Genomic DNA, 24,564 nt, shown 5'->3' on the forward strand with positions numbered 1-24,564 from the left:
GTGATGCTCGGGGGCATCGCAACCGGATTCCCCCCATGCCCGCCCTGTCGTCGCTGCTGCCGCCCACGCTGCTGCCAATCCTGCTGCTCTTCGCCTCGAACGTCTTCATGACGTTCGCCTGGTACGGCCATCTCAAGCACAAGTCGGCCCCGCTGCTGATCGCCATCCTGGCGAGCTGGGGCATCGCCTTCTTCGAGTACTGTCTCGCCGTGCCGGCTAACCGCTTCGGCTCGGCGACCTATTCGACGGTGGAACTGAAGACCATCCAGGAGGTCATCACCCTGGTGGTGTTCGCCGGCTTCTCGGTGCTGTGGCTGAAGGAGCCGTTCCACTGGAACCACATGATCGGCTTCGCCTTCATCGCGCTGGGCGCCTATTTCATCTTCCAGAAGTGGTGAGGCGGTTCAGTCCGCCGGCGCGAGGCGCAGCAGGCGGCCGTCGGAGGGGTCGTCGGTGAGCAGCCACAGGGCGCCGTCCGGTCCCTGCCGCACGTCGCGGATGCGCGTGTTGAGGTCGCGCAGCAGGACCTCCTCCTCGACCACCGTCTCGCGCGCCGCGTCCAGCTTGAGACGCACCAGCCGCGTGCCGGAAAGCCCGCCGGTGAACAGGTCGCCCTTCCACTGCGGCATCAGCGTGCCGGTGTAGAAGGCGAGGCCCGAGGGCGCGAAGGACGGGTCCCAATATTTCACTGGCGGCTCCATGCCGGGTTTCTCGGTGCCTTCGCCGATCGTGGCGCCGGAATAGTCGCGGCCATAGGTAATGACCGGCCAGCCATAATTCTTGCCGGCTTCCGGACGGTTCAGCTCATCGCCGCCGCGCGCGCCGTGCTCGATGGCCCAGAGCCGGCCGTTGGCGGGGTCGAGGGCGGCGCCCTGCACGTTGCGGTGGCCATAGCTCCAGATTTCCGGGCGCGCGTCGTTGCGCGCGCGGAAGGGGTTGTCCTCGGGCACCGCTCCGTCCGGCATGATGCGGACGATCTTGCCGATATGGCTGGACAGCTTCTGCGCCTGCTCGCGCAGCGAATAGCGGTCGCCGAGCGTGACGAAGAGCGTGCCGTCGCGGGCGAAGACGAGGCGTGATCCGTAGTGGCTGCTGCCGCTGGCCGCCGGCTGCTGGCGAAAGACCACGGTGACGTTCTCCAGTCGCGCGTCACCGCCATCCTCGACCAGCCGGGCGCGGGCGACCGTCGTGCCCGAGGCGCCCTCGCGCGGTTCGGCATAGGAGAAGTAGACCTGCCCGCTGCTGGCGAAATCGGGGGCAAGGACGATGTCGAGCAGTCCGCCCTGTCCGCTGGCATAGACCGGGGGCACGCCCGCCACCGGCGCGGAGATCGTGCCGCTGCGGCTGACGATGCGCAGCCGGCCGGGGCGTTCCGTCACCAGCATGCGGCCGTCCGGTAGGAAGGCCAGGCTCCAGGGATGCTCCAGCCCCGCCGCGATGGTCTCCACGCCGAGCGGGCCGGCGGAAGAGGGCACCCGCGCCGTTTCCTGGGCCATGGCGGGCGAGGCGGCGCACGCTCCGGTCAGCAGAAGCGTGGAAAGCAGGAGGGCGAAGGGGCTCAAGCGGGCGCTCCGTGGTTCGACTCCGAAGCGCATGGTTAGAGCACCCGATCCGCCGCGCCAACTGCGACGGACCGCAAGCCGCGCGGTGATCGCGGCGAGGGCGGGGCCGGCATGGAGGAACCCGGCCGGTCAGCCCAGACGGCGGCGCGGCGTCTCGGTCCCGCGGGCGGGCTGCAATGTGTTGCGCAGCATGAAGGTCGTCAGGCCGCACAGGCCGACGAAGCCCGCGAGCAATATCGCGCCGGCGGCGATGCGGCCGTCCGACGGCGTCGCATGCATCAGTTCGAGGGCCGAGGCGCGCTGCAGGCCGAACATGCAGAGCACGGCGACGATGGCGAAGGTCAGCGACAGGACGACGCCCGCCTCCATGGCGGCCCGGCGCAGGCGCCGGGCGGCGGTGTGGCGGGGCGCGATGTTCCTGGCCGTACGCGGCAGCGTCTGCGACTGGTTCGACATGGCGGGCTCCCTTCGGTCCGTCCGGGGCGCTAGGCCCATCCGACGACGGTAAAATCCACGGGGAAGACGGCTCAGCTTCGACGCCACTTTGCGTAAGCCGGTGCCATTTCGCGGCCATTTCGCGGCAAGTGATTAAGCCATGTTAACCAATTGGCCGGAGGGCGCGGGGCGCCAGTCCATGGTCGCATGCCCGGGCTCCGCCGCCACTCGTTCAAGCCAGGCGCGAATGGCCGGGAAGGTGGCGAGATCGAACTCGCCCTCATGGGCGACATGAGTGTGCGCGTAGAGCGCGATGTCGGCGATGGTCATCGCGCCGTCGACGAAGAAGGGCCGGCGCGCGAGGTGACGCTCCATCACGCCGAGCGCGGCGTAGCCTTCCTCCATCCAACGGTCGATGTCATGCGTGCGCAGCTCGCGTCCTCCGCGCACCAGCTTGAGCCAGAAACGCGCGGCGCCGATCGACGAATCGTGGCTGTGCTGCTCGAAGAACATCCAGCGCAGCACCTCGGCGCGCGCCAGCGGCTCGCTGGGCAGCAGCGGGGTGCTGTCGGCGAGGTGGAACAGGATGGCGTTGGATTCGGGCAGATGGCGCCCGCCCGGCAGTTCGAGCAGCGGCACGCGGCCTTCCGGGTTCTTCATCAGGAAGTCGGGCGTGCGGTTCTCGCCGCGCAGCAGATCGATATCGACCAGTTCGAAGGGCAGGCCGAGCTTGGCCAGCAGCAGCCGCACCTTGTAGCAGTTGCCGGAGCTCTGCATCGCATAGATCTTGAGCATGCAAAGAACTCCGGCAGGAAGGAGCAAAAATGCACCGCGTCAGGAAAACGCAGTTCCGGGCCCGTTCGCAGGTAGGGAATCGCTTGCCGGGGCGCAAGGGCTCGACTAGTTGTCGCGCGCAAAACATCCTCAAGGGAGTTCGGCCATGAGCCTGATATCCGCCGCCCTGAAGCGCATCAATCCCTCCCAGACCATTGCCATTTCGAACAAGGCGCGGGAGCTGAAAGCGGCCGGGCGAGACGTGATCGCGCTCGCGGCCGGCGAGCCCGATTTCGAGACGCCGGACAACATCAAGGAAGCCGCGATCAAGGCGATCCGCGACGGCCAGACCCGCTACACGGCGGTGGACGGCATTCCCGAGCTGAAGGCGGCCATCGTCGCCAAGTTCAAGCGCGAGAACGGCCTCACCTACAAGCCGAGCCAGATCACGGTCGGCACCGGCGGCAAGCAGGTGCTGTTCAACGCGCTGGTGGCGACGGTCGATGCCGGCGACGAGGTGATCATCCCGGCGCCGTACTGGGTCAGCTACCCCGATATCGTGCAGTTCTGCGGCGGCACGCCGGTGCCGGTGGAGACGAAGCTCGAGGACAATTTCAAGCTCAAGCCCGAGGCGCTGGAAGCGGCGATCACGCCCAAGACCAAGTGGCTGATCTTCAACTCGCCGTCCAACCCGACGGGCTCGGCCTATTCGCGCACCGAGATGAAGGCGCTCACCGACGTTCTGGTGAAGTATCCGCATGTCTGGATTCTTACCGACGACATGTATGAGCACCTCGTCTATGACGACTTCGAGTTCGTCACCCCGGCGCAGGTCGAGCCCGCGCTCTATGATCGCACCCTGACCATGAACGGTGTCTCCAAGGCCTATTGCATGACCGGCTGGCGCATCGGCTACGCGGCCGGGCCGGAGGCGCTGATCAAGGCCATCGGCACGCTGCAGTCGCAGTCGACCTCGAACCCGAACTCCATCGCCCAGTGGGCGGCGGTCGAGGCGCTGAACGGTCCGCAGGACTTCATCGCCGCCAACAACAAGGTGTTCAAGGAGCGCCGCGACCTCGTGGTCTCCATGCTGAACCAGGCGGCGGGGCTGACCTGCCCGAAGCCGGAAGGGGCGTTCTACGTCTACCCCTCCTGCGCCGCTCTGATCGGCAAGAAGACGGCGGCCGGCAAGGTGATCGACACTGACGAGACCTTCGCTTCCGAGCTTCTGGAGGCCGAAGGGGTCGCGGTGGTGCACGGGTCGGCCTTCGGCCTCGGGCCGGCGTTCCGCATTTCCTACGCGACCTCCACCAAGGATCTGGAGGAGGCGTGCCTGCGAATCCAGCGCTTCTGCGGTTCACTGCGCTGAGGTAGAAGAGTATTGACCGGCCGGGCGGCGCGCCTCGGCCGGCAAGCGCCACATGGCGGGGGCGCCGGTTCCCAAGAGCCGGCTGCGCGTCATCGTCAGGAGATTTGCATGTTCCGTACTGTTGTGTCGCGCGGGCTGCTTGCGGCTGCGCTCGTTGCTGGCGCCGGCACCCTTGTCGCCGCGCCCGCCTCTGCCCAGACGAAGCGGGTGGAAGTCGGTTCGCTGGCCTGCGCAGGCTCCAAGTCGGTGAGCTTCATCATCGGCTCCAAGCGTACGCTCGACTGCACCTTCACCACCGCCCGCGGCAAGAAGTACGCCTATGAAGGCAGCATCCGTCGCTGGGGTCTCGACCTTGGCGTGACCGGCCGCAACATCCTGCTGTGGACCGTGCTGGCGCCGTCGAAGGGCGTGCGCTCGAGCGATCTCGACGGCACCTATGTCGGCGTGTCCGGCAGCGTGGCGCTGGGCGTCGGCGTGGCCGGCAACGTGCTGGTCGGCGGCTCGAACAAGACCATCGCGCTGCAGCCGGTCAGCGTCGAGGGCCAGACCGGTGTCAACGTCGCGCTCGGCGTCGGCGACCTGCGCCTGACCTCCAAGTGAGTTCGGGCCTGTATTGAGGCGCATGGCGGCGATGCCCTTGGCGTCGCCGCGATCAAGGCCTGACACGAACCCGGCGGCGACCCCGCCGGGTTTTTTTTGTCGGGTTGCACGACAAGTTGAAGCGGCGCCTGAAATAAACCGGGCATGGCCAGCGTAGTCTCCGCAGCATCACGTAGGAGACCACCATGCTGATACGCCGTCGTCGTTCGTGGGAGTTGCCCGAGAGCGCGGCAACGCCCGAATCCGTCTATCTGACCCGTCGGCATCTGCTGGGCGCGGGTGTCGGTCTTCTGGCCGCCACGGGGCTTTCCGCGGGGCTCGCCACCTTCGCCGAAGCCACCCCGGCTCCCGGCGATCCGGCGAACGATCCGACGCTGGATCTCTACCCGGCCAAAAGGAACCCGGCCTATACGCTCGAACGTCCGATCACGCCGGAAGACATTTCGGGCAACTACAACAATTTCTACGAGTTCGGGTCCGACCGCTCCTCCTACCAGATCGCCGACGTCGCCGCGCGCATGCCGCGCCGGCCGTGGACCGTGAAGTTCGACGGGCTGGTCGAGCAGCCGCGCGAGGTCGGCATCGACGACATCATCCGCGCGATGAAGCTCGAGGAGCGGCTCTACCGCCACCGCTGCGTCGAGGCGTGGTCGATGGCGGTGCCGTGGACCGGCTTCCCGCTGAAGGACCTCGTCGCCTATGCCAAGCCGCTTTCCGGCGCCAAATATGTGCGCTTCGAAACCTTCATGAACCCGGCGGTAGCGCTGGGCCAGCGGCGCTTCATCTACCCCTGGCCCTATATTGACGGGCTCACCATGGCGGAGGCGACCAACGAACTCGCCTTCATGGTCACCGGTATCTACGGCAAGCCGGCGCCGAACCAGTTCGGCGCGCCGCTGCGGCTTGCCGTGCCGTGGAAGTACGGCTTCAAATCGGTGAAGTCGATCGTGCGCATCTCCTTCGTCGAGGAGCGGCCCGTCGGGCTGTGGGAGCAGGTGCAGGGGCGCGAATACGGCTTCTGGGCCAATGTGAACCCGGCCGTGCCGCATCCGCGCTGGAGCCAGGCCACCGAGCGCGACATCGGCACCGGCGAGCGGCGGCCGACGGTGATCTACAACGGCTATGGCGAGCAGGTTGCCGGCCTCTACAAGGGCCTCACCGGCGAGAAGCTCTTCATGTGAGCGGCGCGGTATCCGGTGCCGACATTGCAAAAAAGAAAAAGGCCGGGTCCCGAAAGGGGCCCGGCCAAGTCTTCGCCACCGAAGTGGCGAACCTTCCAGAGGGGAACAGCCGAAACGGGAAACGCATCGGCGTCACGCTTGATATGGTCAAAGATCGAGCAGCTTGCAATAAATTATGCCTGCATGGCAGGCATGCGTAATTGCATTGGGGCTTTCACACGATTGTCGCTGCCCGTGAATTGTGCGGCCGGTTACCTCCCGCTTCATGCAGCCCGGCTTGGAAACCAGCCATTTGCGCGTATCCTGGGACATAAGGCTGCCGGTGAGCGGCCCGATGCCGAGGGAACGCCATGCCCGCCCTTCGTCCTGTTTCAGTCCTGGGAGCCGTTGCGCTCTGCCTGTCGATGGCCGGTCTGGCGCCGGCGAGGGCCGCGACGGCACTGGTCGCCATCGCCGATATCGGCTTCACCGATTCGTCCGGCGAGGCGCGCGATCAGCGCGGCGAGCACGAGGCGCGGCGCCTCGCTCTCACGCAGGGGCTGCGTGCCGACATCGCGCGCGGCGATCGGCTGGAGAGCCTGGCGCTGGCCTGTGACGGTGCCTGCCGGCTCGATGCGGAGGGTGTCGACGCGTTGCGGCAGCGGGCGCACGAGGCGGGCGCCGCCTTCGTGCTGGTGGGCAGCGTGCACAAGATGAGCACGCTGGTGCTCTCGATGCGGGTGGCGGTGCTCGACGTCGCTTCGGGCAAGCTGGTGCTGGAGCGGCTGTTGAGCTTTCGCGGCGACAATGACGCGGGCTGGCGCCACGCCGGCGACTATGTCGCCCGCGAGGTCGCCGAGCAGCTGCCGGCGCGCTGAGGGCGCTCAGAAGCTCCAGCGCTGGGCCTTGGCGACGAGGAAGTCGCGGAACACCTGGATGCGGGCGACCGAGCGCATTTCCTGCGGGTAGACGAAATAGGCTTCCAGCGTCGGCGTGGTGCGCTCGGGGAAGAGCTGGACCAGCGTGGCCGAATCCTCCAGCAAATAGTCCGGCACGATGCCGATGCCGACGCCGCGCTCCACCGCGCGCTTCAGGCCGAGCACATTGTTGACCGACAGCGCCGGCACGCGGCTCTCCTGGTCGTCCTCGAGCCCCGCGCGCTCCAGCCAGTTCAACCCCTGGAAATAGGACGGGATCGGACCGCCGAGCAGGATGATGCGGTGCTTGTCGAGCTCGTCCAGCGTCCGCGGCTGGCCGTTGCGCTTGAGGTATTCGGCCGAGGCGAAGGCGTGGAAATGCACGGTGAACAGCTTGCGCTGGATCAGGTCCGGCTGCACCGGCTGGCGCAGGCGGATGGCGACGTCGGCCTCGCGCATGGCGAGGTCGAGCTCGTCATCGGTCAGGATCAGCGTGATGCGGATGTCGGGATAGAGTTCGAGGAACTCGCCGATCCGGGCCGTCAGCCAGTGGGTGCCGAGGCCCATGGTGGTGGTGACGCGCAGTTCGCCGTTCGGCTTCTCGCGGCTGTCGGTCAGCTTGGCCCGCGCCGCCTCCAGCTTCATGAAGACTTCGTGCGCGGTGCGGTAGAGCAGGTCGCCCTGCTCGGTCAGGATCAGCCCGCGCGCATGACGGTGGAACAGCGGGATGTTGAGTTCCTGCTCCAGCGCCGAGACCTGGCGGCTCACCGCCGACTGCGACAGGCCGAGGGCCTCTCCCGCATGGGTGAAGGAACCCGCTTCGGCGGCGACATGGAAGACCTTGAGCTTGTCCCAGTCCATGTCGCGGGCGCGATTGGCCTTGTTGTCCATGCGTGCGGCTCTCTCGCTCATTCGGCAGCGTGCGCGAGCGGCTCGCGTATCGCGAGGAAACGCTCGGCTTCCAGTGCTGCCATGCAACCCATGCCGGCGGCCGTCACGGCCTGACGGAACGTGTCGTCGGCGACGTCGCCGGCGGCGAACACGCCCTCTACCGAGGTCTGGGTGGAGTGGGAAGCCGTCCAGACATAGCCGCTCGGCTTCAGCTGGAGCTGGCCCTGCACCAGTTCGGTGGCCGGCGCGTGACCGATGGCCACGAACACGCCGTCGGCCGGGCGCTCCTCGAGGGCGCCGGTGACGACGTCCTTCAGCACCACGCCGGTCACCCGGGGCGGGTCCTCCGCGCCCTTCACCTCGTGCAGCGCAGCGTTCCACACCACTTCCACCTTGGGGTGGGCGAAAAGGCGCTCCTGCAGGATCTTCTCGGCGCGGAAGCCGTCGCGCCGGTGCACCACCGTGACCTTGGAGGCGAAATTGGTGAGGAACAGCGCCTCCTCGACGGCGGTGTTGCCGCCGCCGACCACGATCACTTCCTTGCCACGGTAGAAGAAGCCGTCGCAGGTGGCGCAGGCGGAAACGCCGTAGCCACGGAAGGCCTGCTCGGAGGGCAATTCAAGCCAGCGCGCCTGCGCGCCGGTGGCGAGGATGACGGTCTCGGCGACCCATACGGTGCCGGAATCGGTCTCGGCGCGGAACGGGCGGCTGGATAGGTCGAGCCGGGTGACGATGTCGGTGACGATGCGCGTGCCCATCTTCTCGGCCTGGGCCTGCATCTGCTCCATCAGCCACGGTCCCTGGATGGGATCGGCGAAGCCGGGATAGTTCTCGACATCGGTGGTGATGGTGAGCTGCCCGCCGGGCTGGATGCCCTGGATCAGCACGGGTTCCAGCATGGCCCGCGCGGCATAGACCGCGGCGGTGTAGCCCGCGGGGCCAGACCCGACGATCAGGACCTTGACGTGGTTGGCCGGGCTGGTTGAGGGGGCCGACATGGGAGGCTCACTGTGTTGCGGCGACGGCTCAGCGCCGGGTCGGGAAATCAGGGCAGTTGGCAAATGTATGAGCGCCTTGCAAGGGCGCCCGCGTCAGCCATGCGAAAATGTAGGGACTGACCCGACGTATCGCAAGGAGCGGCTCTCCTATCCATTAGTTTTCCAGAAGGAAGATTGCGCGGGAGAACCGCGCAAGATAATTGCTCTGGCCGGCCGCTCCACTATCTTCGCGGCCGAGGGCGTGCCGTTTCGGCCGCCGCAAACGGAGACGTCGCTTGGTCCGCCGTATCGACGCGATCGACTGGAACATCCTGCGCGAGCTACAGGGCGGCGGCCGCATCACCAATGTGGAACTGTCCCAGCGCGTCGGCATTTCCGCCCCTCCCTGCCTGCGCCGCGTGCGATCGCTGGAGGAGGAGGGGATCATCAAGGGCTACCGCGCCCTGCTGGACGAGAAGAAGCTCGGCTTCGACCTGATGGCCTTCGCCATGGTTCACCTCGTCAGCCAGGCGGAGGCGGATCTTTCGGCCTTCGCGGCGCAGGTCGAGCGCTGGCCGCTGGTGCGTTCCTGCTGGATGCTCTCCGGCGAGACCGATTTCATCCTGCTCTGCGTCGCCCCGGACCTGCGCACCTTTCAGAACTTCGTGCTGGAGCTGACCGGTGCGCCCAACGTGCGCAACGTGAAGACCGCGCTCACGCTCAAGCAGACCAAGGATGCCGCCGTGGTGCCGATGGAAGGGGATGTGGCGTGATCGTCGCCACCGCGACCGACACCGCCTATGTCGAGCTGACCGGCGTGATGCTCGCCTCGCTGGCGAACAGGGCGGCGGGCGATTTCGAGGCGGTCTACGTTTTTTGCGACGGCGTCTCGGATGCCGACAAGGAGAGGCTGCGCGCCAGCTACGGCCGCGCCGACATCGTCTTCGTCGACATGACCGACGACATGGTCCGCCATTTCGCCGCGCGGCCGGTGAACCACCATCTCTCGCGTACCGCCTATGCGCGCATACTGATGCCGCTGAGCCTGCCCGAGGCGACCGGCCGGCTGTTCTACGTCGACTGCGATACGGTGGTGAACGCCTCGCTCGCCCCGCTCGCCAGCATGCCGATGGACGGCTTCGCGCTGGCGGCGGTGGACGACATCGCCCGGCAGGTGCCGGAGCGCCATATCAAGCGCAACCGCGACATCGGCCTGCCGGACGAGATGCGCTACTTCAACAGCGGCGTGCTGCTGATCGATCTGGAGAACTGGCGGCGCCAGCGCGTCTCCGAGCGCACCATCGCGTTCATCAATGACCATCCCACCCTGCCGATGATGGACCAGGACGCGCTCAACGGCGCGCTGCGCGGTGAATGGCTGCCGCTCGACGAGAGCTGGAACCTGCACCGCCGGCTGGAGAAGGGCGTCTACACCGACGACGCCGCGCTCTGGCGGGAGGCGCGCATCGTCCACTTCATCGGTCAGGTGAAACCCAACTACACCGACTGCAACCACCCCGCGCGCGATCTCTATTTCGAGCATCGTGCGCGCACGCCTTTCGCTTCCGTGCCGCTCAAGACGAAGTTCGGGCGCAAGGTGGAGAAGCGGGTGCGCAAGCTGCGTCGGTTCTTCGGCAAGCTCAAGCGGCGCGTCCTCGGAGCCTAGGAAATGCAATACAGCCTGGTCGGCGAATACGCGAAGCTGCATTCGCGCCACCGCTATGGGGCCACGGCGCGCCATGCGCTGGCCGACATGCTGCCGCACATCATGGCGCTCAAGCCGGCTTCGCTGATCGATTTCGGCTGCGGCCAGAGCAATCTCGCCTTCCTCATCGCCGCCAAGGCGGGCATCCCGGAGATCCATCGCTACGATCCGGCGATCCCGGAGATATCGACCCTGCCGGGCAAACGCGTCGAGCTCGCGGTCAATGTCGACGTGATGGAGCACATACCGGACGAGGAGATCGACACGGTGCTGGCCTCGATCGCCGCCAGCGCCGGGCACGCGCTGTTCGTCATCGACACCGGCCCGGCCAAGCTGCTGCTCTCGGACGGGCGCAACGCCCATGTCTCGCAGCACGGCGCGGACTGGTGGCTGGCGCGGCTGAAGCCGCATTTCCCGACCATCCGCGAGATGCCGATCCATCGCCGCGCCCGCGTCGCCTTCAAGACCTGGGACGGCGAGGTGAGGGGGCTCACGGGCCTCGCGGTGCGGGCGCGCGAGCGCATCATCTACCGCACCCAGAAGCTGACCCGCTCGGCGCACCGCAAGCTGTTCGGAGCCAAGCCGCGCGGAGCCGCCCGGTGAAGCTGCTGGTCCTGCGCGACAAGAAGCCGGGCCATTTCAACCAGGCGGAAGGCGTCGCGCTGGCGGTCGGGCGGCTGGCCCCGACGGAGGTGTCGCGGCTCGACATCCGCCCGAGCTGGTTCGCCCATGACGACGTGCGCAAGTTGATCATGCGCCGCTACGGCCGCGATGCGCGCTACTGGCTCAAATCCATGTACGGCATCGTGGCGGAGAGCCTCGACAAGCCCGATCTCATCATCGGCTCGGGCCGGCCGACCATCGCGGCGGGCATCCTCATCAGCCGGGTCTTCGGCGGCGTGCCGTTCGTCTATTCCGGCGGCATCGGCGGCTATGACACGCGCGAGGTCAGCCTGATGATCGTCGCCTCGCCGCGCGCCGCGGGTAATCCGCGCTCGGCCTGGGCGCTCATTCCCTCCACCGTCGATGCCGACGACTACACGCCGCCGCGCCGCCTTGCGACGCCCGCCGACCTCAGGGGCGCGGAGATCGCGCTGCTGGTCGGCGGCACCGCCTATCGCAAGGAATGGCCGCAGAATGAATGGGATGCACTGATCCGTCTGGTGCGCGAACTGGCGAGGGATCATGGCGTGCGCTGGCGCGCCACGACCTCGCGCCGCACGCCGGACGAGGTCGGCGAACGCTTCGCCGCGCTCGGCAGGGAGGGCGTGCTCGCCGAGTTCATCGACTACCGCAATGCCGGTCCCGGCTCGGTGCGGGCGCTGTTCGGCGCCGATGCAGTGGCGGTGACGGAGGATTCCATGAGCATGCTGGCCGAGGGGCTGACGGCGAAGCGGCCGGTGATCGGCCTGCGCTCGGCCAAGGTGCATGACGGCTACGCCAGCGAGGCGATTTCCGCCTGGGCGGCAAAGAGTTGGGCGGCGCCGTCCTTCGCACCGAGCCTGGCCGTCCTGCCGCTCGGCACGGTGAGCCCCGAACAGTTCGCCAACACCTTGATAAATCTGGAGCCGCCGACGCTGGACGTGCGCGGGGAGCTTGCCCGGATCATCGCGCCGGTGCTGGGGCTGAAGGCGCCGGGCGACGCCTAGTTCGAGGCCCAGACCTTGTCATAGACGGCGTTGATCTTCTGCGCCTCGATCTCGATCGAATGGGTCGCGACGACGTGCCGGCGCGAGGCTGCGGCGGCTGCGGCCGCTGCTGCTTCATCAAGCTGCATGAACGCCTCGACAGCTGCTGCCATCTCCCCGACATCGCCGGGCGGAACCATGGTGCCGGTCCGGCCCTCGACCACCAGTTCCTCGAAGGCGCCGACCGTCGTCGCCACCACCGGCACGCCCGAGGCCATCGCCTCCAGCGGGGTGACGCCGAAACCCTCCCAGCGCTGCGGGGCGACATAGAGGTCGAGCGCGCGGTACCAGAGGGCGATGTCGGAGGTCGCGACCTCGCCGGGGAAGAGGATGCGCTCAGTGAGGCCCGCCTTCGCCACCTTGTCGCGCTGCTCGGCGAAGAAGGCGGTGTGTGCGCCGGTGGCGCGGCCGAGTACGACCCCACCCCAGCCGGGATGGTCCGGCAGGATGCGGATCAGCGCGTCGATGAACACGTCGGTGCCCTTCTGCGCGCGGATGCGGCCGAAGCAGCCGACCATCTTCAGCCCTTCCGGCAGGCCGACGTCGCGGCGCGCCTGCGCCTTGTCGGTGGCGGGTTGGAAGGCGCCGACGTCGATGCCGTGATGGATGACGGTGGAGGGGCGCTGGAGATAGCTGGCGGTCTTCTCCGAGGTCGCGATGACGGCGTCCATGCGCGCGATCAGGAAGCGGCTCCAGCGCGTGTGCCAGCGCTGCGAGGCGGAGGTGAAGACGAGCCGCAGCCGCATGCGCAGCACATCGCGCAGCACCACGCCGGCCAGCATCTCGACATTGCGCCGCGCATGCCAGATGCGGGCGCGCCGGCGGGCCGGGCGGCTCCAGAAATGGCGCAGGTCGAGGAAGCGGATGCGCGGCACGCCGGGGGCGAGGCGCGGCCCGAGCGCGGCGATGCCGACGTCCCGGGCCTGGTAGGGCACGACGCGTTCCAGCGTCGAGGTCACGCCGGAGAGGCGGCGCTTGAAATTCGGCGCGACGACTTCGAGCCGAGCCGGATCGATCGCCGCCTTCTCCGTCATGGTGTCGCTCGTTCGTCCGGATCCCGTCAGGCGAAGCGGACGTCGGCGATCTCGTAGGAGCGGGCGCCCTTGGGCGTCACCACCTCCACCGAGGTGCCTTGCTTCTTGCCGATCAGCGCGCGGGCCATCGGCGAAGAGATCGAGATGCGTCCGGCCTTGGCGTCGGCTTCCATGTCGCCGACGATCTGCCACACGCGCTCTTCTTCCGTGTCCTCGTCGATCAGCTTCACGGTCGCGCCGAACTTGACGATGTCGCCGGTGAGTTTGGCGACGTCGATGATCTCGGCGCGGGAGAGCTTGTCCTCGAGTTCGGCAATGCGCCCCTCGTTCAGCGCCTGCTGCTCCTTCGCGGCATGATATTCCGCGTTCTCGGACAGGTCGCCATGCGCACGCGCCTCGGAAATGGCCTCAATGATGCGCGGACGCTCCACCTGCTGGCGGCGCTTGAGTTCGTCTTCCAGCGCGGCATGGCCGCCGGCGGTCATCGGAATCTTTTCCATTGGTCTTTTCTTGACCTCCCAAAAGCAAACGAAGCCCCCGCGGGTAGCGGATCGGGCCGTTGGGCCTCGATCGAACCACCCGCGCGGGCTTAATTCTGTCGTGTCCGGAAGCCGGTCTGCGCCGCGAGGCGCCGTCAGGCTCGGCCGGAGTGGAAATAATCCTGCAGGGCGCGCACTTCCAGATCGCCGCCGATATAGGCCTTGATTCCGCGCGCCGCTGCGATGGCTCCAGACAGCGTGGTGTAATACGGCACTTTATGCAAGAGGGCGGCGCGGCGCAGCGAACGCGAGTCCGCGAGCGCCTGCGCACCCTCGGTCGTGTTGAAGACGAGCTGCACCTCGCCGTTCTTGATCGCGTCGACGATGTGCGGACGGCCTTCCAGCACCTTGTTGATCTTGGCGCTGGGCACGCCGTTCTCGACGAGGTAGCGCTGGGTGCCGGAGGTGGCGATCACCTTGAAGCCGAGCGAGACAAGAAGTCGCGCGGTGTCGAGGATGCGGGCCTTGTCCTGGTCGCGCACCGAGACGAACACGGTGCCCGAGGTCGGCACCTTGGTGCCGCCGCCGAGCTGGCTCTTGGCGAAGGCGACGGCGAAGGACTTGTCCAGCCCCATCACCTCGCCGGTCGAGCGCATTTCCGGGCCGAGCACCGTGTCGACGCCGGGGAAGCGCGCGAAGGGGAACACCGCCTCCTTCACCGCGACGTGATCGCCGGCGAAGGGCGTGAGCCCGAAGGAGGCGAGCGCCTCGCCGGCCATGATGCGGGCGGCGATCTTGGCGATCGGCTGGCCCACCACCTTGGCGACGAAGGGCACCGTGCGCGAGGCACGCGGATTTACCTCCAGCACGTAGATGGTGCCGTCCTTGATGGCGTATTGCACGTTCATCAGGCCGCCGACCCCGAGCGCCAGCGCCATCTTGCGGGTCTGCGCCTCCAGCTCGGCGATCATGTCGGGCTGCAGCGAGTAGGGCGGCAGCGAGCAGGCCGAATCACCCGAATGGATGCCGGCTTCCTCGATGTGCTCCATGATGCCGCAGACGAAGGTGTCCTTCCCGTCGGCGAGGCAGTCGACGTCGACCTCGATGGCGTCCGAGAGATAGCGGTCGAACAGCAGCGGGTTCTTGCCCAGCAGCGTGTTGATCTGGCCGGTCTTGTCGTTGGGGTAGCGCGCCTTGATGTCGTTCGGCACCAGCCCAGGCAGCGTCTCCAGGAGGTAGTCGCCGAGCTGGCTTTCCTCATGGATGATCTGCATGGCGCGGCCGCCCAGCACATAGGACGGGCGCACCACCAGCGGATAGCCGAGATCGGCGGTGACGAGCCGGGCCTGCTCGACCGAATAGGCGATGCCGTTGGCCGGCTGGCGCAGCTTCAGCTTGTCGAGCAGCGTCTTGAAGCGGTCGCGGTCCTCGGCGAGGTCGATCGCTTCCGGCGAGGTGCCGAGGATCGGGATCTCCGCTTCTTCCAGCGCGCGGGCGAGCTTGAGCGGGGTCTGGCCGCCGAACTGCACGATGACGCCGTGCAGCGTGCCGCTGGAGCGCTCGCGGTCGAGGATCTCGATCACGTCCTCGGCGGTCAGCGGCTCGAAATAGAGCCGGTCCGAGGTGTCGTAGTCGGTCGACACGGTCTCCGGGTTGCAGTTGACCATGATGGTCTCGTACCCGGCGTCCTTCAGCGCGAAGGCGGCGTGGCAGCAGCAATAGTCGAACTCGATGCCCTGGCCGATGCGGTTGGGGCCGCCGCCGAGGATGGCGACCTTCTTCCGGTTCGAGGGGCGCGATTCGTCGGCGGGGACGCCGGCAAACGGCATCTCGTAGGACGAGTACATGTAGGCGGTCGGCGCGGCGAACTCGGCGGCGCAGGTGTCGATGCGCTTGTAGACCGGGCGCACGTCGAGGGCGCGGCGCTGGGCGGACACCTCGGCCTCGTGCAGGCGGGCGAGGCCGGCGAGACGCGAATCCGAGAAGCCCATGGCCTTCAGCTTGCGGAAGGCGCCGGCGGTCTTGGGCAGGCCGTGCGCGCGCACCTTGGCCTCAACATCGACGATCTCGCGGATCTGTTCGAGGAACCACGGGTCGATCTTGCAGCCGGCGTGGATCGCCGCGTCGTCGAGGCCCAGGCGCATGGCCTGGGCCACCTTCAGCAGCCGGTCCGGCGTCGGCGTGCCGAGGGCGGCGCGCACGGCGTTCTTGTCGTCGCCGAGGCCGAGGCCCTCGATCTCGATCTCGTCGAGGCCGGTGAGGCCGGTCTCCAGCGAGCGCAGCGCCTTCTGCAGCGATTCCTGGAAGGTGCGGCCGATCGCCATCGCCTCGCCCACCGACTTCATCGAGGTGGTGAGGATCGGCTCGGCGCCGGGGAACTTCTCGAAGGCGAAGCGCGGGATCTTGGTGACGACGTAGTCGATGGTCGGCTCGAACGAGGCCGGGGTGGCGCCGCCGGTGATGTCGTTGGCGATCTCGTCCAGCGTGTAGCCGACCGCCAGGCGCGCGGCGACCTTGGCGATCGGGAAGCCCGTCGCCTTCGACGCCAGCGCCGAGGAGCGCGAGACGCGCGGATTCATCTCGATGACGATCATCCGGCCGGTTTCCGGGTCGATCGCGAACTGCACGTTGGAGCCGCCGGTCTCGACGCCGATCTCGCGCAGCACGGCGAGCGAGGCGTCGCGCATGCGCTGATATTCCTTGTCGGTCAGCGTCAGCGCCGGGGCGACGGTGATGGAATCGCCGGTGTGGACGCCCATCGGGTCGATGTTCTCGATGGAGCAGATGATGATGCAGTTGTCCGCCTTGTCGCGGACGACCTCCATCTCGTACTCCTTCCAGCCCAGCACGCTTTCTTCCACCAGCACCTCGTTGGTGGGGGAGGCGTCGATGCCGCGCTCGATGATCTCGATGTATTCGGACTTGTTGTAGGCGATGCCGCCGCCCTGGCCGCCCATGGTGAAGGACGGGCGGATGATGGCCGGCAGGCCGATCTCGTCCAGCGCCTCCAGCGCCTGCGGCAGGGTCTTGATCTGGCGCGAGCGCGGCGTGTCGAGGCCGATCTTGGTCATCGCGTCGCGGAACAGCTCGCGGTCCTCGGCCTTGTCGATGGCTTCCGCCGTCGCGCCGATCATCTCGACGTCGTATTCGTCGAGCACGCCCATCTTGCGCAGCGACAGCGCGCAGTTGAGCGCGGTCTGGCCGCCCATGGTCGGCAGCAGCGCGAAGCCGCCGGGGAGGACGTGGCGCTCCTTGGCGATGATCTTGGCGACGATCTCGGGGGTGATCGGCTCGATATAGGTGGCGTCGGCCAGATCCGGGTCGGTCATGATCGTCGCCGGATTGGAATTGACGAGGACGACGCGGTAGCCCTCGGCCTTGAGCGTCTTGCACGCCTGGGTGCCGGAATAGTCGAACTCGCAGGCCTGGCCGATGACGATGGGGCCGGCGCCGACGATGAGGATGGTGGAGATGTCTGTGCGTTTCGGCATCGGATCCCGTGCGGCTCGCGCATTTGTCCGGGCACACGAAAAAGGACGCGTCGAGAACGCGTCCTTGGGCGGACCCGGATTGAACTTTCTGGGCGAGGGCGGCCCCCGCAATTGGGGGCTTCCCTTAAACCAGATTCCCTCGGGGGGGAAGGGCGCCCGGCGCGGGCGTCCGTCCCGGCGGCGGCAGGAGGCGGCTCAGGCCGCCTTCTTGGTGCGGGCGATCAGCTCGACGAAGCGGTCGAACAGATAGTGGCTGTCCTGCGGGCCGGGGCTGGCCTCGGGGTGGTACTGCACCGAGAAGACCGGCTTGTCGGTGAGCGCGATGCCGGCATTCGAGCCGTCGAACAGCGAGACATGGGTCTCCTGCGCGCGCACCGGCAGGCTGTCGCGGTCGACCGCGAAGCCGTGATTCATCGAGGTGATCTCGACCTTGCCGGTGGTCATGTCCTTCACCGGATGGTTCGCGCCGTGATGGCCCTGGTGCATCTTCACCGTGCGCCCGCCGACGGCGAGGCCGATCATCTGGTGGCCGAGGCAGATGCCGAAGGTCGGCACGCCGGCGTCGATGATCTCGCGGATCACCGGCACGGCATATTCGCCCGTCGCCGCCGGGTCGCCGGGGCCGTTGGAGAGGAACACGCCGTCCGGCGCCAGCGCGAGGATCTCCTGCGCCGAGGTGGTGGCCGGCACGACCGTGACCTTGCAGCCGGCGCGGGCGAGCAGGCGCAGGATGTTGCGCTTGATGCCGTAGTCGACGGCGACGACATGGTGCGCCGGCGCGGTCTGCTGGCCGTAGCCGTCCGGCCAGCTCCAGGTGGTCTCGTCCCAGTTGAAGCGCTGGGCGGAGGTGACCATCGGCACGAGGTCCATGCCGACGAGGCCGGGCCATGCGGCGGCTTCCTGCTTCAGCGCCGGCAGATCGAACTGGCCTTTCGCGGAATGGGCGATGACCGCGTTCGGCATGCCGCCGTCGCGGATCAGCGCGGTCAGCGCGCGGGTGTCGATGCCGGAAATGGCGATGATGCCGCGGGCCTTCAGCCAGGCATCGAAATGGCGGGTGGCGCGGTAGTTCGACGGATCGGTGATGGCCGAGTGCAGCACCACGCCGCGCACGCCGGAGGCGCCGGCCATCGAGACGGTCTCGACGTCTTCCTCATTGGTGCCGACATTGCCGATATGCGGGAAGGTGAAGGTGATGATCTGCCCGGCATAGGACGGATCGGTCAGCACTTCCTGATAGCCGGTCATGGCGGTGTTGAAGCACACCTCGCCGACGGCGTGGCCCGTCGCGCCGAGGCCGAAGCCTTCCAGCACCGTGCCGTCTGCCAGCACGAGAAGGGCGGTCGGGAGGGGCTCGGCCCACACGTCGTCGCCGGAATGCGGCTCAGCGCTACCGTTCATTGATCTTGTTCCCTGTCGTTGTGTGCCCTAATTAGTCGGTTGCCGCGCCGGATGCCAGCCTCCCCGCTGCGTATCTGTGCCTCGAATTGCGGATGGCTGTGCCGGAGGGACGGCGCGGTCCGCGCAGGCAGGCGCGACGACCCGCCAAAATGGGTGGGATCCCATGGGCGGACAATCATCGAAGCGCGAGCGGCGGTGCGGCCAGGAATTACGGCATTCCGGCGCGCCGTCTCGCGAACTGCAGGAAGGCATAACGAACGTGTTGCGCGACGAGATCAATACCTCGCTCAAAGAAGCCATGAAGGCACAGGACAAGCGGCGCCTCGGCACGCTGCGCCTCGTCAATGCCGCGATCAAGGACCGCGACATCGAGGCGCGCGGCCACGGCAAGGATCCGCTGTCCAACGACGAACTGCTCGGCCTGCTCGCCAAGATGATCAAGCAGCGCGAGGAATCCGCGAAGGTCTATGAGGAAGCCGGTCGCGTGGACCTCGCCACGCAGGAGCGCGAGGAAATCGCGGTCATCCAGTCCTTCCTGCCGGCGCAGATGAGCGAGGCCGAATCACAGGCCGCCATCGCCACCGTGATCGCCGAGATCGACGCGCACGGCCTCAAGGACATGGGCCGCACCATGGCGGCGCTGAAGGAGCGCTATACCGGCGTGATGGACTTCGGCAAGGCCAGCGGCACGGTGAAGGCGCTGCTGACCTTCGGCTGATCCATTTCCGCCGCGCCGCACACCACGTGTCGTCCTTCCATCCGCGTGTCCGCCATGCCGCCAGCTTCCGAACCACGCCCGCACGGGGCCACGCTGACCTGGGCAGGCTGCTGGCGCGGGGCGCGGGCGATTCTCGCCGTCCTCCCCCCGGTCTTCGTGTTCGGCGTCGCCTTCGGCATCGCCGCGCGCGGCGTCGGGCTTGAAGGCTGGGTCGCGGCGCTGATGAGCGTGGTGGTCTTCGCCGGCGCGTCGCAATTCGCCGTGCTGGACCTGTGGACGGCGCCGGTGCCGTGGCTGCCGCTGCTGGTGGCGACCTTCGCCATCAATGCGCGGCACATCCTGCTCGGCGCCTCCCTGCGGGCGCTGTGCCGGGGGCTGGCGCCGTGGAAGGTCTACGGCGCGATGACGCTGCTCAGCGATCTCAACTGGGCGGCGCTGATCGCTGCCGAGCGGCGTGGCGAGCGCGATCTCGGCTATCTCGTCGGCGGCGGCGCCATGATGTGGGCGACGTGGGTGGCGGCGACCGTGATCGGCGCGGTCGCCGGCGGCCTGACGCTCGACGACGTGAAGACCTATGCGCTCGACCTCGTGCTCGTGACCTTCTTCGCCACGACGCTGGTAGGCCTGCGGCGCGGGCGGATCGACGACCTGCCCTGGCTGGTGGCCGGGCTGGCGGCGATGGGCGCCGTCTGGTTCCTGCCGCCCAACTGGCACGTCATGGTCGGCGGGCTGGCCGGCGGCATCGCCGGTCTCGTGCGCGACGAGATGAAGCGGCCATGAGCACCACCGACGCCCTGCTCGTCATCTTCGCCATGGCGCTCGTCACCTATGCGACGCGGGCGGGCGGCATCTTCCTGGTCGGCTTCGTGCCGATGTCGGCGCGGACGGAGGCGTTCCTGCGCTACCTCGCCGGCTCGGTGCTGGTGGCGCTGGTGGTGCCGGCGACGGTGCGCGGCGGGCCCGAGGGCTATGTCGCGGTCGGCGTCGCGATCCTCGGCACGCTGGTGCTGCGCAAGGCTTTGCCGGCGATCGCGCTCGGCATCCTCGCCGCCGCGCTGTGGCGCGCCTATATGGGGGCGAGCTGAGGGCTGGGGACAGCGGGGACGACGCCGACCCCGGCATGCGATTCGCGGTCGGTGCGCCCGCGAGGCGCCGACGCCCTGCTATGATGCCCGACCGGCCTCTTACGGTGAGTCCACCCCGCCATGCGCTTCCCGCCCTCGTTCCTCGACGAGATTCGCACCCGCCTCCCGGTCTCGGAGGTGGTGGGAAAGCGCGTGCAGCTGAAGAAGCAGGGGCGGGAATGGCGCGGCCTGTCGCCGTTCAATCCCGAGAAGACGCCGTCCTTCTACGTCAACGACCAGAAGGGTTTCTATCACTGCTTCTCCTCCGGCAAGCACGGCGACCAGTTCGACTTCCTGATGGAGGTCGAGGGCCTGCCCTTCCCGGAGGCGGTGGAGCGCCTCGCCTCGATGGCGGGCGTGCCGATGCCGGTACAGTCGCGCGAGGAGGAGCAGCGCGAGACCCGGCGCAAGACGCTGCACGAGGTGATGGACCTGGCCGCGCGCTATTACGAGGCGGTGCTGCAGAGCCGCGCCGGCGCCAAGGGGCGCGGCTATCTCGCCGATCGCGGCCTCGGCCCGGCGACGCAGGGCCGCTTCCGTATCGGCTATGCGCTGCCCGAGCGTTTTGCGCTCAAGGAGGCGCTCGGCGGCAAGGGCGTGCCGGTCGAGGACATGGTCGAGGCGGGGCTGCTGATCGCCGCCGAGGACGTCGCGCTGCCCTATGACCGCTTCCGCGACCGGGTGATGTTTCCCATCACCGACCTGCGCGGGCGCGTCGTCGCCTTTGGCGGCCGGGCGCTGGAGAAGGACGTTCCGGCCAAGTACCTCAACTCGCCGGAGACCCCGCTCTTCCACAAGGGCGCGCTGCTCTACAACGCCTTCAACGCCCGCGCCGCCGCGCATAATGGCGCGCCGGTGATCGCCGCCGAGGGCTATGTCGACGTCATCGCGCTGGTCGAGGCCGGCTTTCCCGGCGCGGTGGCGCCGCTCGGCACGGCGCTGACCGAGGAGCAGCTCGCGCTTTTGTGGAAGATGGCGCCCGAGCCGGTGCTGCTGTTCGACGGCGACAAGGCCGGCCGGCGGGCGGCCTATCGCGCCATCGACCTCGCCCTGCCGCATCTCAAGCCGGGCGTCAGCCTGTCCTTCGGCGCGCTGCCCGAGGGGCAGGACCCGGACGACCTCGTGCGGGCCGGCGGGCGCGAGGCGGTCGACGCCGTGCTGGCGCAGGCCCGCCCGCTGGCGGACGTGCTGTGGGCGCGCGAGATGGAGACGGCGAGCGTCGACACGCCCGAGCGCCGCGCTGCGCTGGAGGCGCGCATCGGCGAGATCGTCCGCGTCATCGCCGACGAGACCGTGCGCAAGCACTACCGCGGCGAATTGATGGACCGTTTCCGCCGGCTGTTCGCGCCGGTGCCGGTGCAGGGCGACGCCCCGCGCCGCGCCTCCGGCGACTATCAGGGCCGCTTCCAGGGGCGCAACGGGCGCCGTCCCAGCAACGGAGCGCGCGGCCAGCCCGGCGCGGCGGCGGGCGAGGCGATGCGCCGCTCGGCGCTGGTGCGCGGCGCGGCGGCGGAAATTCCGCGCAACGAGGCGCTGCTGCTCTTCGCGGTGATCAACCATCCCTGGCTGCTCGACCAGTTCGCCGAGGAGCTGGCCGACATGCCGTTCCAGAACAAGGAAGCCGCCGAACTGCGCCGCGCGCTGCTCGACGCCCATATGGACGGCGACACCGAGGACGCGGCGCGTTTCGCCGCCCGGCTGGAGGCGCAGGGCCACGCCCCGTTCGCCGCCCGGCTCGCCCGCGCGGCCATCGCACGCTATGACTGGCCCGCCTTCGCCGATGCCGGGCGGGCGGATGTCGAGCTGTGGTGGCATCAGCGTCTGGTCTTGCACCGGCGCGGCCACGCCCTATCTAAGGACCTGAAAGAAGCCGAGAAACGCCTCGCCGAGGAGCCCACCGACATGAATTGGGCGCGCTTTCTCGACGTACAAAGACAGCTCGCGGCACTTGACGGAACCGAAGCTTTGGTAGAGGGGTTCGGCGCTGCGTCGGGTCGTCCGGCGCGGTCGATGTAGGAGTCCCCTGGGCTGCTCGCCCACGCGTTTCGTGCGCGTGGCGTGCGTAGCCCTGTTTGCGTCTCTCGCCCGTCGGTGCGAGGCGCACTGGGTTGAACGATCGAAGAGACGGCGCCGCAAGGACCGCCGTCGCACGCCGGGGCAACGAGCCGGACGGCGCTTGAGGAGCACACGCATGGCGAAGCAGGCAGCGGAAGCGACGGAAGCCCCCGAGAAGGATGGCGATACGCCGGACAGCCCGTTGCTCGACCTTTCGGACGCCGCCGTCCGGAAGTTGATCAAGCTCGCCAAGAAGCGCGGCTATGTGACCTATGACGAGCTGAACGAGGTTCTCCCCTCCGAGCAGAACACCTCGGACCAGATCGAGGACATCTACGCGATGCTCAACGAGATGGGCATCAACGTCGTCGAGTCCGAGGAGGCCGAGGCCGAGGCGGAAGCCGAGGAGAGCCCCGAGGCCAACGAGGAAGAGGAAGAGAGCGGCGGCGAGCTGGCCGAGGCGAGCCCGCGCGCGGTCATCCGCTCCGAGACCAAGTCGGAGCCGGGCGAGCGCACGGACGATCCCGTCCGCATGTATCTGCGCGAGATGGGTTCGGTCGAGCTGCTGTCCCGCGAGGGCGAGATCGCTATCGCCAAGCGCATCGAGGCCGGCCGCGAGGCGATGATCGCCGGGCTCTGCGAGAGCCCGCTGACCTTCCAGGCCATCATCATCTGGCGCGACGAGCTGGTGGAGGGCAAGGTGCTCCTCCGCGACATCATCGACCTCGAAGCGACCTATGCCGGCCCCGAGGCCAAGAACGGCCCGATCGTCGAAGGCGGCACGCTCGCCCCGGAAGCCGAGGAAGAGCGCGAGCCCACGATCGGCGAGAGCATCGCCAATGACGACGACGACGACATGGAGAACTCCCTGTCGCTCGCGGCGATGGAAGCCGAGATCAAGCCGAAGGTGCTCGAGACCTTCGACCGCATCGCCGACGCCTACAAGAAGCTGCGCCGCCTGCAGGACCAGAACGTCGAGTCCAAGCTGAAGAACGAGAGCCTCTCGCCCTCGCAGGACCGCAAGTACAAGAGCCTGAAGGACGCGCTGATCGTCGACGTGAAGTCGCTGTCGCTCAACCAGGCGCGCATCGACAACCTCGTCGAGCAGCTCTACGACATCAACAAGCGCCTCGTCTCGCTCGAAGGCCGGCTGATGCGCCTGGCCGAGAGCTTCGGCGTTTCCCGCGAGGACTTCCTCAAGCAGTATCAGGGCTCGGAGCTCGACCCGAAATGGGTCGCCCGGGTGAAGAACCTGACCTCGCGCGGCTGGAAGGGCTTCGTCGGTCAGGAACTCGACGGCATCAAGGATCTGCGCTCGGAAATCCACGCGCTGGCCACCGAGACCGGGCTGGAGATCCAGGAATTCCGCAAGATCGTCCAGATGGTGCAGAAGGGCGAGAAGGAAGCCCGTCAGGCCAAGAAGGAAATGGTCGAGGCGAACCTGCGCCTCGTCATCTCCATCGCCAAGAAGTACACGAACCGCGGCCTGCAGTTCCTCGACCTCATCCAGGAAGGCAATATCGGCCTGATGAAGGCGGTCGACAAGTTCGAGTACCGCCGCGGCTACAAGTTCTCGACCTATGCGACGTGGTGGATCCGGCAGGCGATCACCCGCAGCATCGCGGATCAGGCAAGGACCATCCGCATTCCCGTGCACATGATCGAGACGATCAACAAGATCGTGCGCACCTCGCGCCAGATGTTGCACGAGATCGGCCGCGAGCCGACGCCGGAGGAACTCGCCGAGAAGCTCGGCATGCCGCTGGAGAAGGTGCGCAAGGTCCTCAAGATCGCCAAGGAGCCGATCTCGCTGGAAACGCCGATCGGCGACGAGGAAGACAGCCATCTCGGCGACTTCATCGAGGACAAGAACGCCATCCTGCCGATCGACGCGGCGATCCAGTCCAATCTGCGCGAGACCACGACGCGTGTGCTGGCCTCGCTGACGCCGCGCGAAGAGCGCGTGCTGCGCATGCGCTTCGGCATCGGCATGAACACCGATCACACGCTGGAAGAGGTCGGCCAGCAGTTCTCGGTGACGCGCGAGCGCATCCGCCAGATCGAGGCCAAGGCGCTGCGCAAGCTCAAGCACCCCTCGCGCTCGCGCAAGCTGCGCTCGTTCCTCGACAACTGAGCGCACGCGCGAACGACATGCGAAAGGGCGGCCTGCGGGCCGCCCTTTTC

General features: G+C 67.9%; 23 protein-coding genes. 14 read left to right on the plus strand and 9 right to left on the minus strand.

The window, feature by feature from the left end:
• The first annotated feature begins 35 nt into the window (after positions 1-35).
• A complete protein-coding gene (locus AC1PZ7_RS10620) occupies positions 36-398 on the plus strand; it encodes a DMT family protein (RefSeq protein WP_482359433.1) in 363 nt (120 codons plus the stop codon).
• Positions 399-404: 6 nt separating this feature from the next.
• Here the strand turns inward: AC1PZ7_RS10620 and AC1PZ7_RS10625 are convergent, their stop codons facing one another.
• The 3 genes from AC1PZ7_RS10625 to AC1PZ7_RS10635 all read right to left on the minus strand — a co-directional run bounded on the left by AC1PZ7_RS10625 (position 405) and on the right by AC1PZ7_RS10635 (position 2,792).
• Positions 405-1,595 (minus strand): PQQ-dependent sugar dehydrogenase, encoded by a 1,191-nt coding sequence (locus tag AC1PZ7_RS10625; protein WP_482359434.1) that lies wholly within the window; start codon positions 1,593-1,595, stop codon positions 405-407.
• 96 nt (positions 1,596-1,691) lie between these two features.
• Complete coding sequence (locus tag AC1PZ7_RS10630) at positions 1,692-2,018, minus strand: hypothetical protein (protein WP_482359435.1); 327 nt, start codon at positions 2,016-2,018, stop codon at positions 1,692-1,694.
• 132 nt (positions 2,019-2,150) lie between these two features.
• A complete protein-coding gene (locus tag AC1PZ7_RS10635; protein ID WP_482359436.1) occupies positions 2,151-2,792 on the minus strand; it encodes a glutathione S-transferase family protein in 642 nt (213 codons plus the stop codon).
• A 145-nt stretch (positions 2,793-2,937) separates the two neighbouring features.
• Here AC1PZ7_RS10635 and AC1PZ7_RS10640 point away from each other — a divergent pair, with 145 nt between their 5' ends.
• The 4 genes from AC1PZ7_RS10640 (at position 2,938) to AC1PZ7_RS10655 (ending at position 6,778) form a co-directional block, all read left to right on the plus strand.
• The gene (locus AC1PZ7_RS10640) at positions 2,938-4,140 is read left to right on the plus strand and encodes a pyridoxal phosphate-dependent aminotransferase (RefSeq protein ID WP_482359437.1); all 1,203 of its coding nucleotides are present in this window, start codon (positions 2,938-2,940) and stop codon (positions 4,138-4,140) included.
• Positions 4,141-4,248: 108 nt separating this feature from the next.
• Entirely contained in the window at positions 4,249-4,740 is a 492-nt protein-coding gene (locus AC1PZ7_RS10645) for a DUF992 domain-containing protein (RefSeq protein ID WP_482359438.1), read from the plus strand.
• A gap of 185 nt (positions 4,741-4,925) precedes the next feature.
• A complete protein-coding gene (msrP, locus tag AC1PZ7_RS10650) occupies positions 4,926-5,921 on the plus strand; it encodes a protein-methionine-sulfoxide reductase catalytic subunit MsrP (RefSeq protein WP_482359439.1) in 996 nt (331 codons plus the stop codon).
• 350 nt (positions 5,922-6,271) lie between these two features.
• Entirely contained in the window at positions 6,272-6,778 is a 507-nt protein-coding gene (locus tag AC1PZ7_RS10655) for a DUF2380 domain-containing protein (RefSeq protein ID WP_482359440.1), read from the plus strand.
• Positions 6,779-6,784: 6 nt separating this feature from the next.
• Here AC1PZ7_RS10655 and AC1PZ7_RS10660 read toward each other — a convergent pair whose 3' ends face one another.
• Together AC1PZ7_RS10660 and trxB are read right to left on the minus strand one after the other, a co-directional pair.
• Positions 6,785-7,678 (minus strand): LysR family transcriptional regulator, encoded by an 894-nt coding sequence (locus AC1PZ7_RS10660; protein WP_482359615.1) that lies wholly within the window; start codon positions 7,676-7,678, stop codon positions 6,785-6,787.
• A 47-nt stretch (positions 7,679-7,725) separates the two neighbouring features.
• Positions 7,726-8,706: a thioredoxin-disulfide reductase gene (trxB, locus tag AC1PZ7_RS10665; RefSeq protein WP_482359441.1), complete on the minus strand. Its 981-nt coding sequence runs from the start codon at positions 8,704-8,706 to the stop codon at positions 7,726-7,728.
• Between the two features lie 275 nt (positions 8,707-8,981).
• Here trxB and AC1PZ7_RS10670 point away from each other — a divergent pair, with 275 nt between their 5' ends.
• Genes AC1PZ7_RS10670 through AC1PZ7_RS10685 form a run of 4 tightly spaced genes read left to right on the plus strand, consistent with a single transcriptional unit; the run spans position 8,982 to position 12,039 of the window.
• Positions 8,982-9,458: an Lrp/AsnC family transcriptional regulator gene (locus AC1PZ7_RS10670; protein ID WP_482359442.1), complete on the plus strand. Its 477-nt coding sequence runs from the start codon at positions 8,982-8,984 to the stop codon at positions 9,456-9,458.
• Positions 9,455-10,351 carry a glycosyltransferase family 8 protein gene (locus AC1PZ7_RS10675; protein WP_482359443.1) on the plus strand — a complete coding sequence of 299 codons (897 nt, stop codon included), beginning with the start codon at positions 9,455-9,457 and terminating at the stop codon, positions 10,349-10,351. Before AC1PZ7_RS10670 ends, AC1PZ7_RS10675 begins: the two co-directional genes overlap by 4 nt.
• Positions 10,352-10,354: 3 nt before the next feature.
• Positions 10,355-10,993, plus strand: a complete 639-nt coding sequence (locus tag AC1PZ7_RS10680) for a methyltransferase domain-containing protein (RefSeq protein WP_482359444.1) — start codon at positions 10,355-10,357, stop codon at positions 10,991-10,993.
• Positions 10,990-12,039: an ELM1/GtrOC1 family putative glycosyltransferase gene (locus AC1PZ7_RS10685; RefSeq protein ID WP_482359445.1), complete on the plus strand. Its 1,050-nt coding sequence runs from the start codon at positions 10,990-10,992 to the stop codon at positions 12,037-12,039. Before AC1PZ7_RS10680 ends, AC1PZ7_RS10685 begins: the two co-directional genes overlap by 4 nt.
• Here the strand turns inward: AC1PZ7_RS10685 and AC1PZ7_RS10690 are convergent.
• From AC1PZ7_RS10690 to carA, 4 genes are all read right to left on the minus strand, one after another.
• Positions 12,036-13,112: a glycosyltransferase family 4 protein gene (locus tag AC1PZ7_RS10690; protein WP_482359446.1), complete on the minus strand. Its 1,077-nt coding sequence runs from the start codon at positions 13,110-13,112 to the stop codon at positions 12,036-12,038. The genes AC1PZ7_RS10685 and AC1PZ7_RS10690 overlap by 4 nt on opposite strands.
• 26 nt (positions 13,113-13,138) lie before the next feature.
• Positions 13,139-13,612 carry a transcription elongation factor GreA gene (gene greA, locus AC1PZ7_RS10695; protein WP_482359447.1) on the minus strand — a complete coding sequence of 158 codons (474 nt, stop codon included), beginning with the start codon at positions 13,610-13,612 and terminating at the stop codon, positions 13,139-13,141.
• A 134-nt stretch (positions 13,613-13,746) separates the two neighbouring features.
• Complete coding sequence (gene carB / locus AC1PZ7_RS10700; protein WP_482359448.1) at positions 13,747-17,082, minus strand: carbamoyl-phosphate synthase large subunit; 3,336 nt, start codon at positions 17,080-17,082, stop codon at positions 13,747-13,749.
• Positions 17,083-17,277: 195 nt separating this feature from the next.
• Entirely contained in the window at positions 17,278-18,483 is a 1,206-nt protein-coding gene (carA, locus tag AC1PZ7_RS10705) for a glutamine-hydrolyzing carbamoyl-phosphate synthase small subunit (protein WP_482359449.1), read from the minus strand.
• 259 nt (positions 18,484-18,742) lie between these two features.
• Between carA and AC1PZ7_RS10710 the strand changes: the two genes are divergently transcribed.
• The 5 genes from AC1PZ7_RS10710 (at position 18,743) to rpoD (ending at position 24,514) form a co-directional block, all read left to right on the plus strand.
• The gene (locus tag AC1PZ7_RS10710; RefSeq protein WP_482359450.1) at positions 18,743-19,201 is read left to right on the plus strand and encodes a GatB/YqeY domain-containing protein; all 459 of its coding nucleotides are present in this window, start codon (positions 18,743-18,745) and stop codon (positions 19,199-19,201) included.
• Between the two features lie 54 nt (positions 19,202-19,255).
• Entirely contained in the window at positions 19,256-19,981 is a 726-nt protein-coding gene (locus AC1PZ7_RS10715; protein ID WP_482359451.1) for an AzlC family ABC transporter permease, read from the plus strand.
• On the plus strand, positions 19,978-20,286 hold the full coding sequence (locus AC1PZ7_RS10720; protein ID WP_482359452.1) for an AzlD family protein: 309 nt from the start codon (positions 19,978-19,980) through the stop codon (positions 20,284-20,286). Before AC1PZ7_RS10715 ends, AC1PZ7_RS10720 begins: the two co-directional genes overlap by 4 nt.
• Positions 20,287-20,406: 120 nt before the next feature.
• On the plus strand, positions 20,407-22,341 hold the full coding sequence (gene dnaG, locus AC1PZ7_RS10725; RefSeq protein WP_482359453.1) for a DNA primase: 1,935 nt from the start codon (positions 20,407-20,409) through the stop codon (positions 22,339-22,341).
• 175 nt (positions 22,342-22,516) lie between these two features.
• Positions 22,517-24,514, plus strand: a complete 1,998-nt coding sequence (rpoD, locus tag AC1PZ7_RS10730; protein ID WP_482359454.1) for an RNA polymerase sigma factor RpoD — start codon at positions 22,517-22,519, stop codon at positions 24,512-24,514.
• Positions 24,515-24,564 lie beyond the last annotated feature (50 nt).

This window comes from Ancylobacter sp. TW_SC_1, from assembly GCF_056836805.1.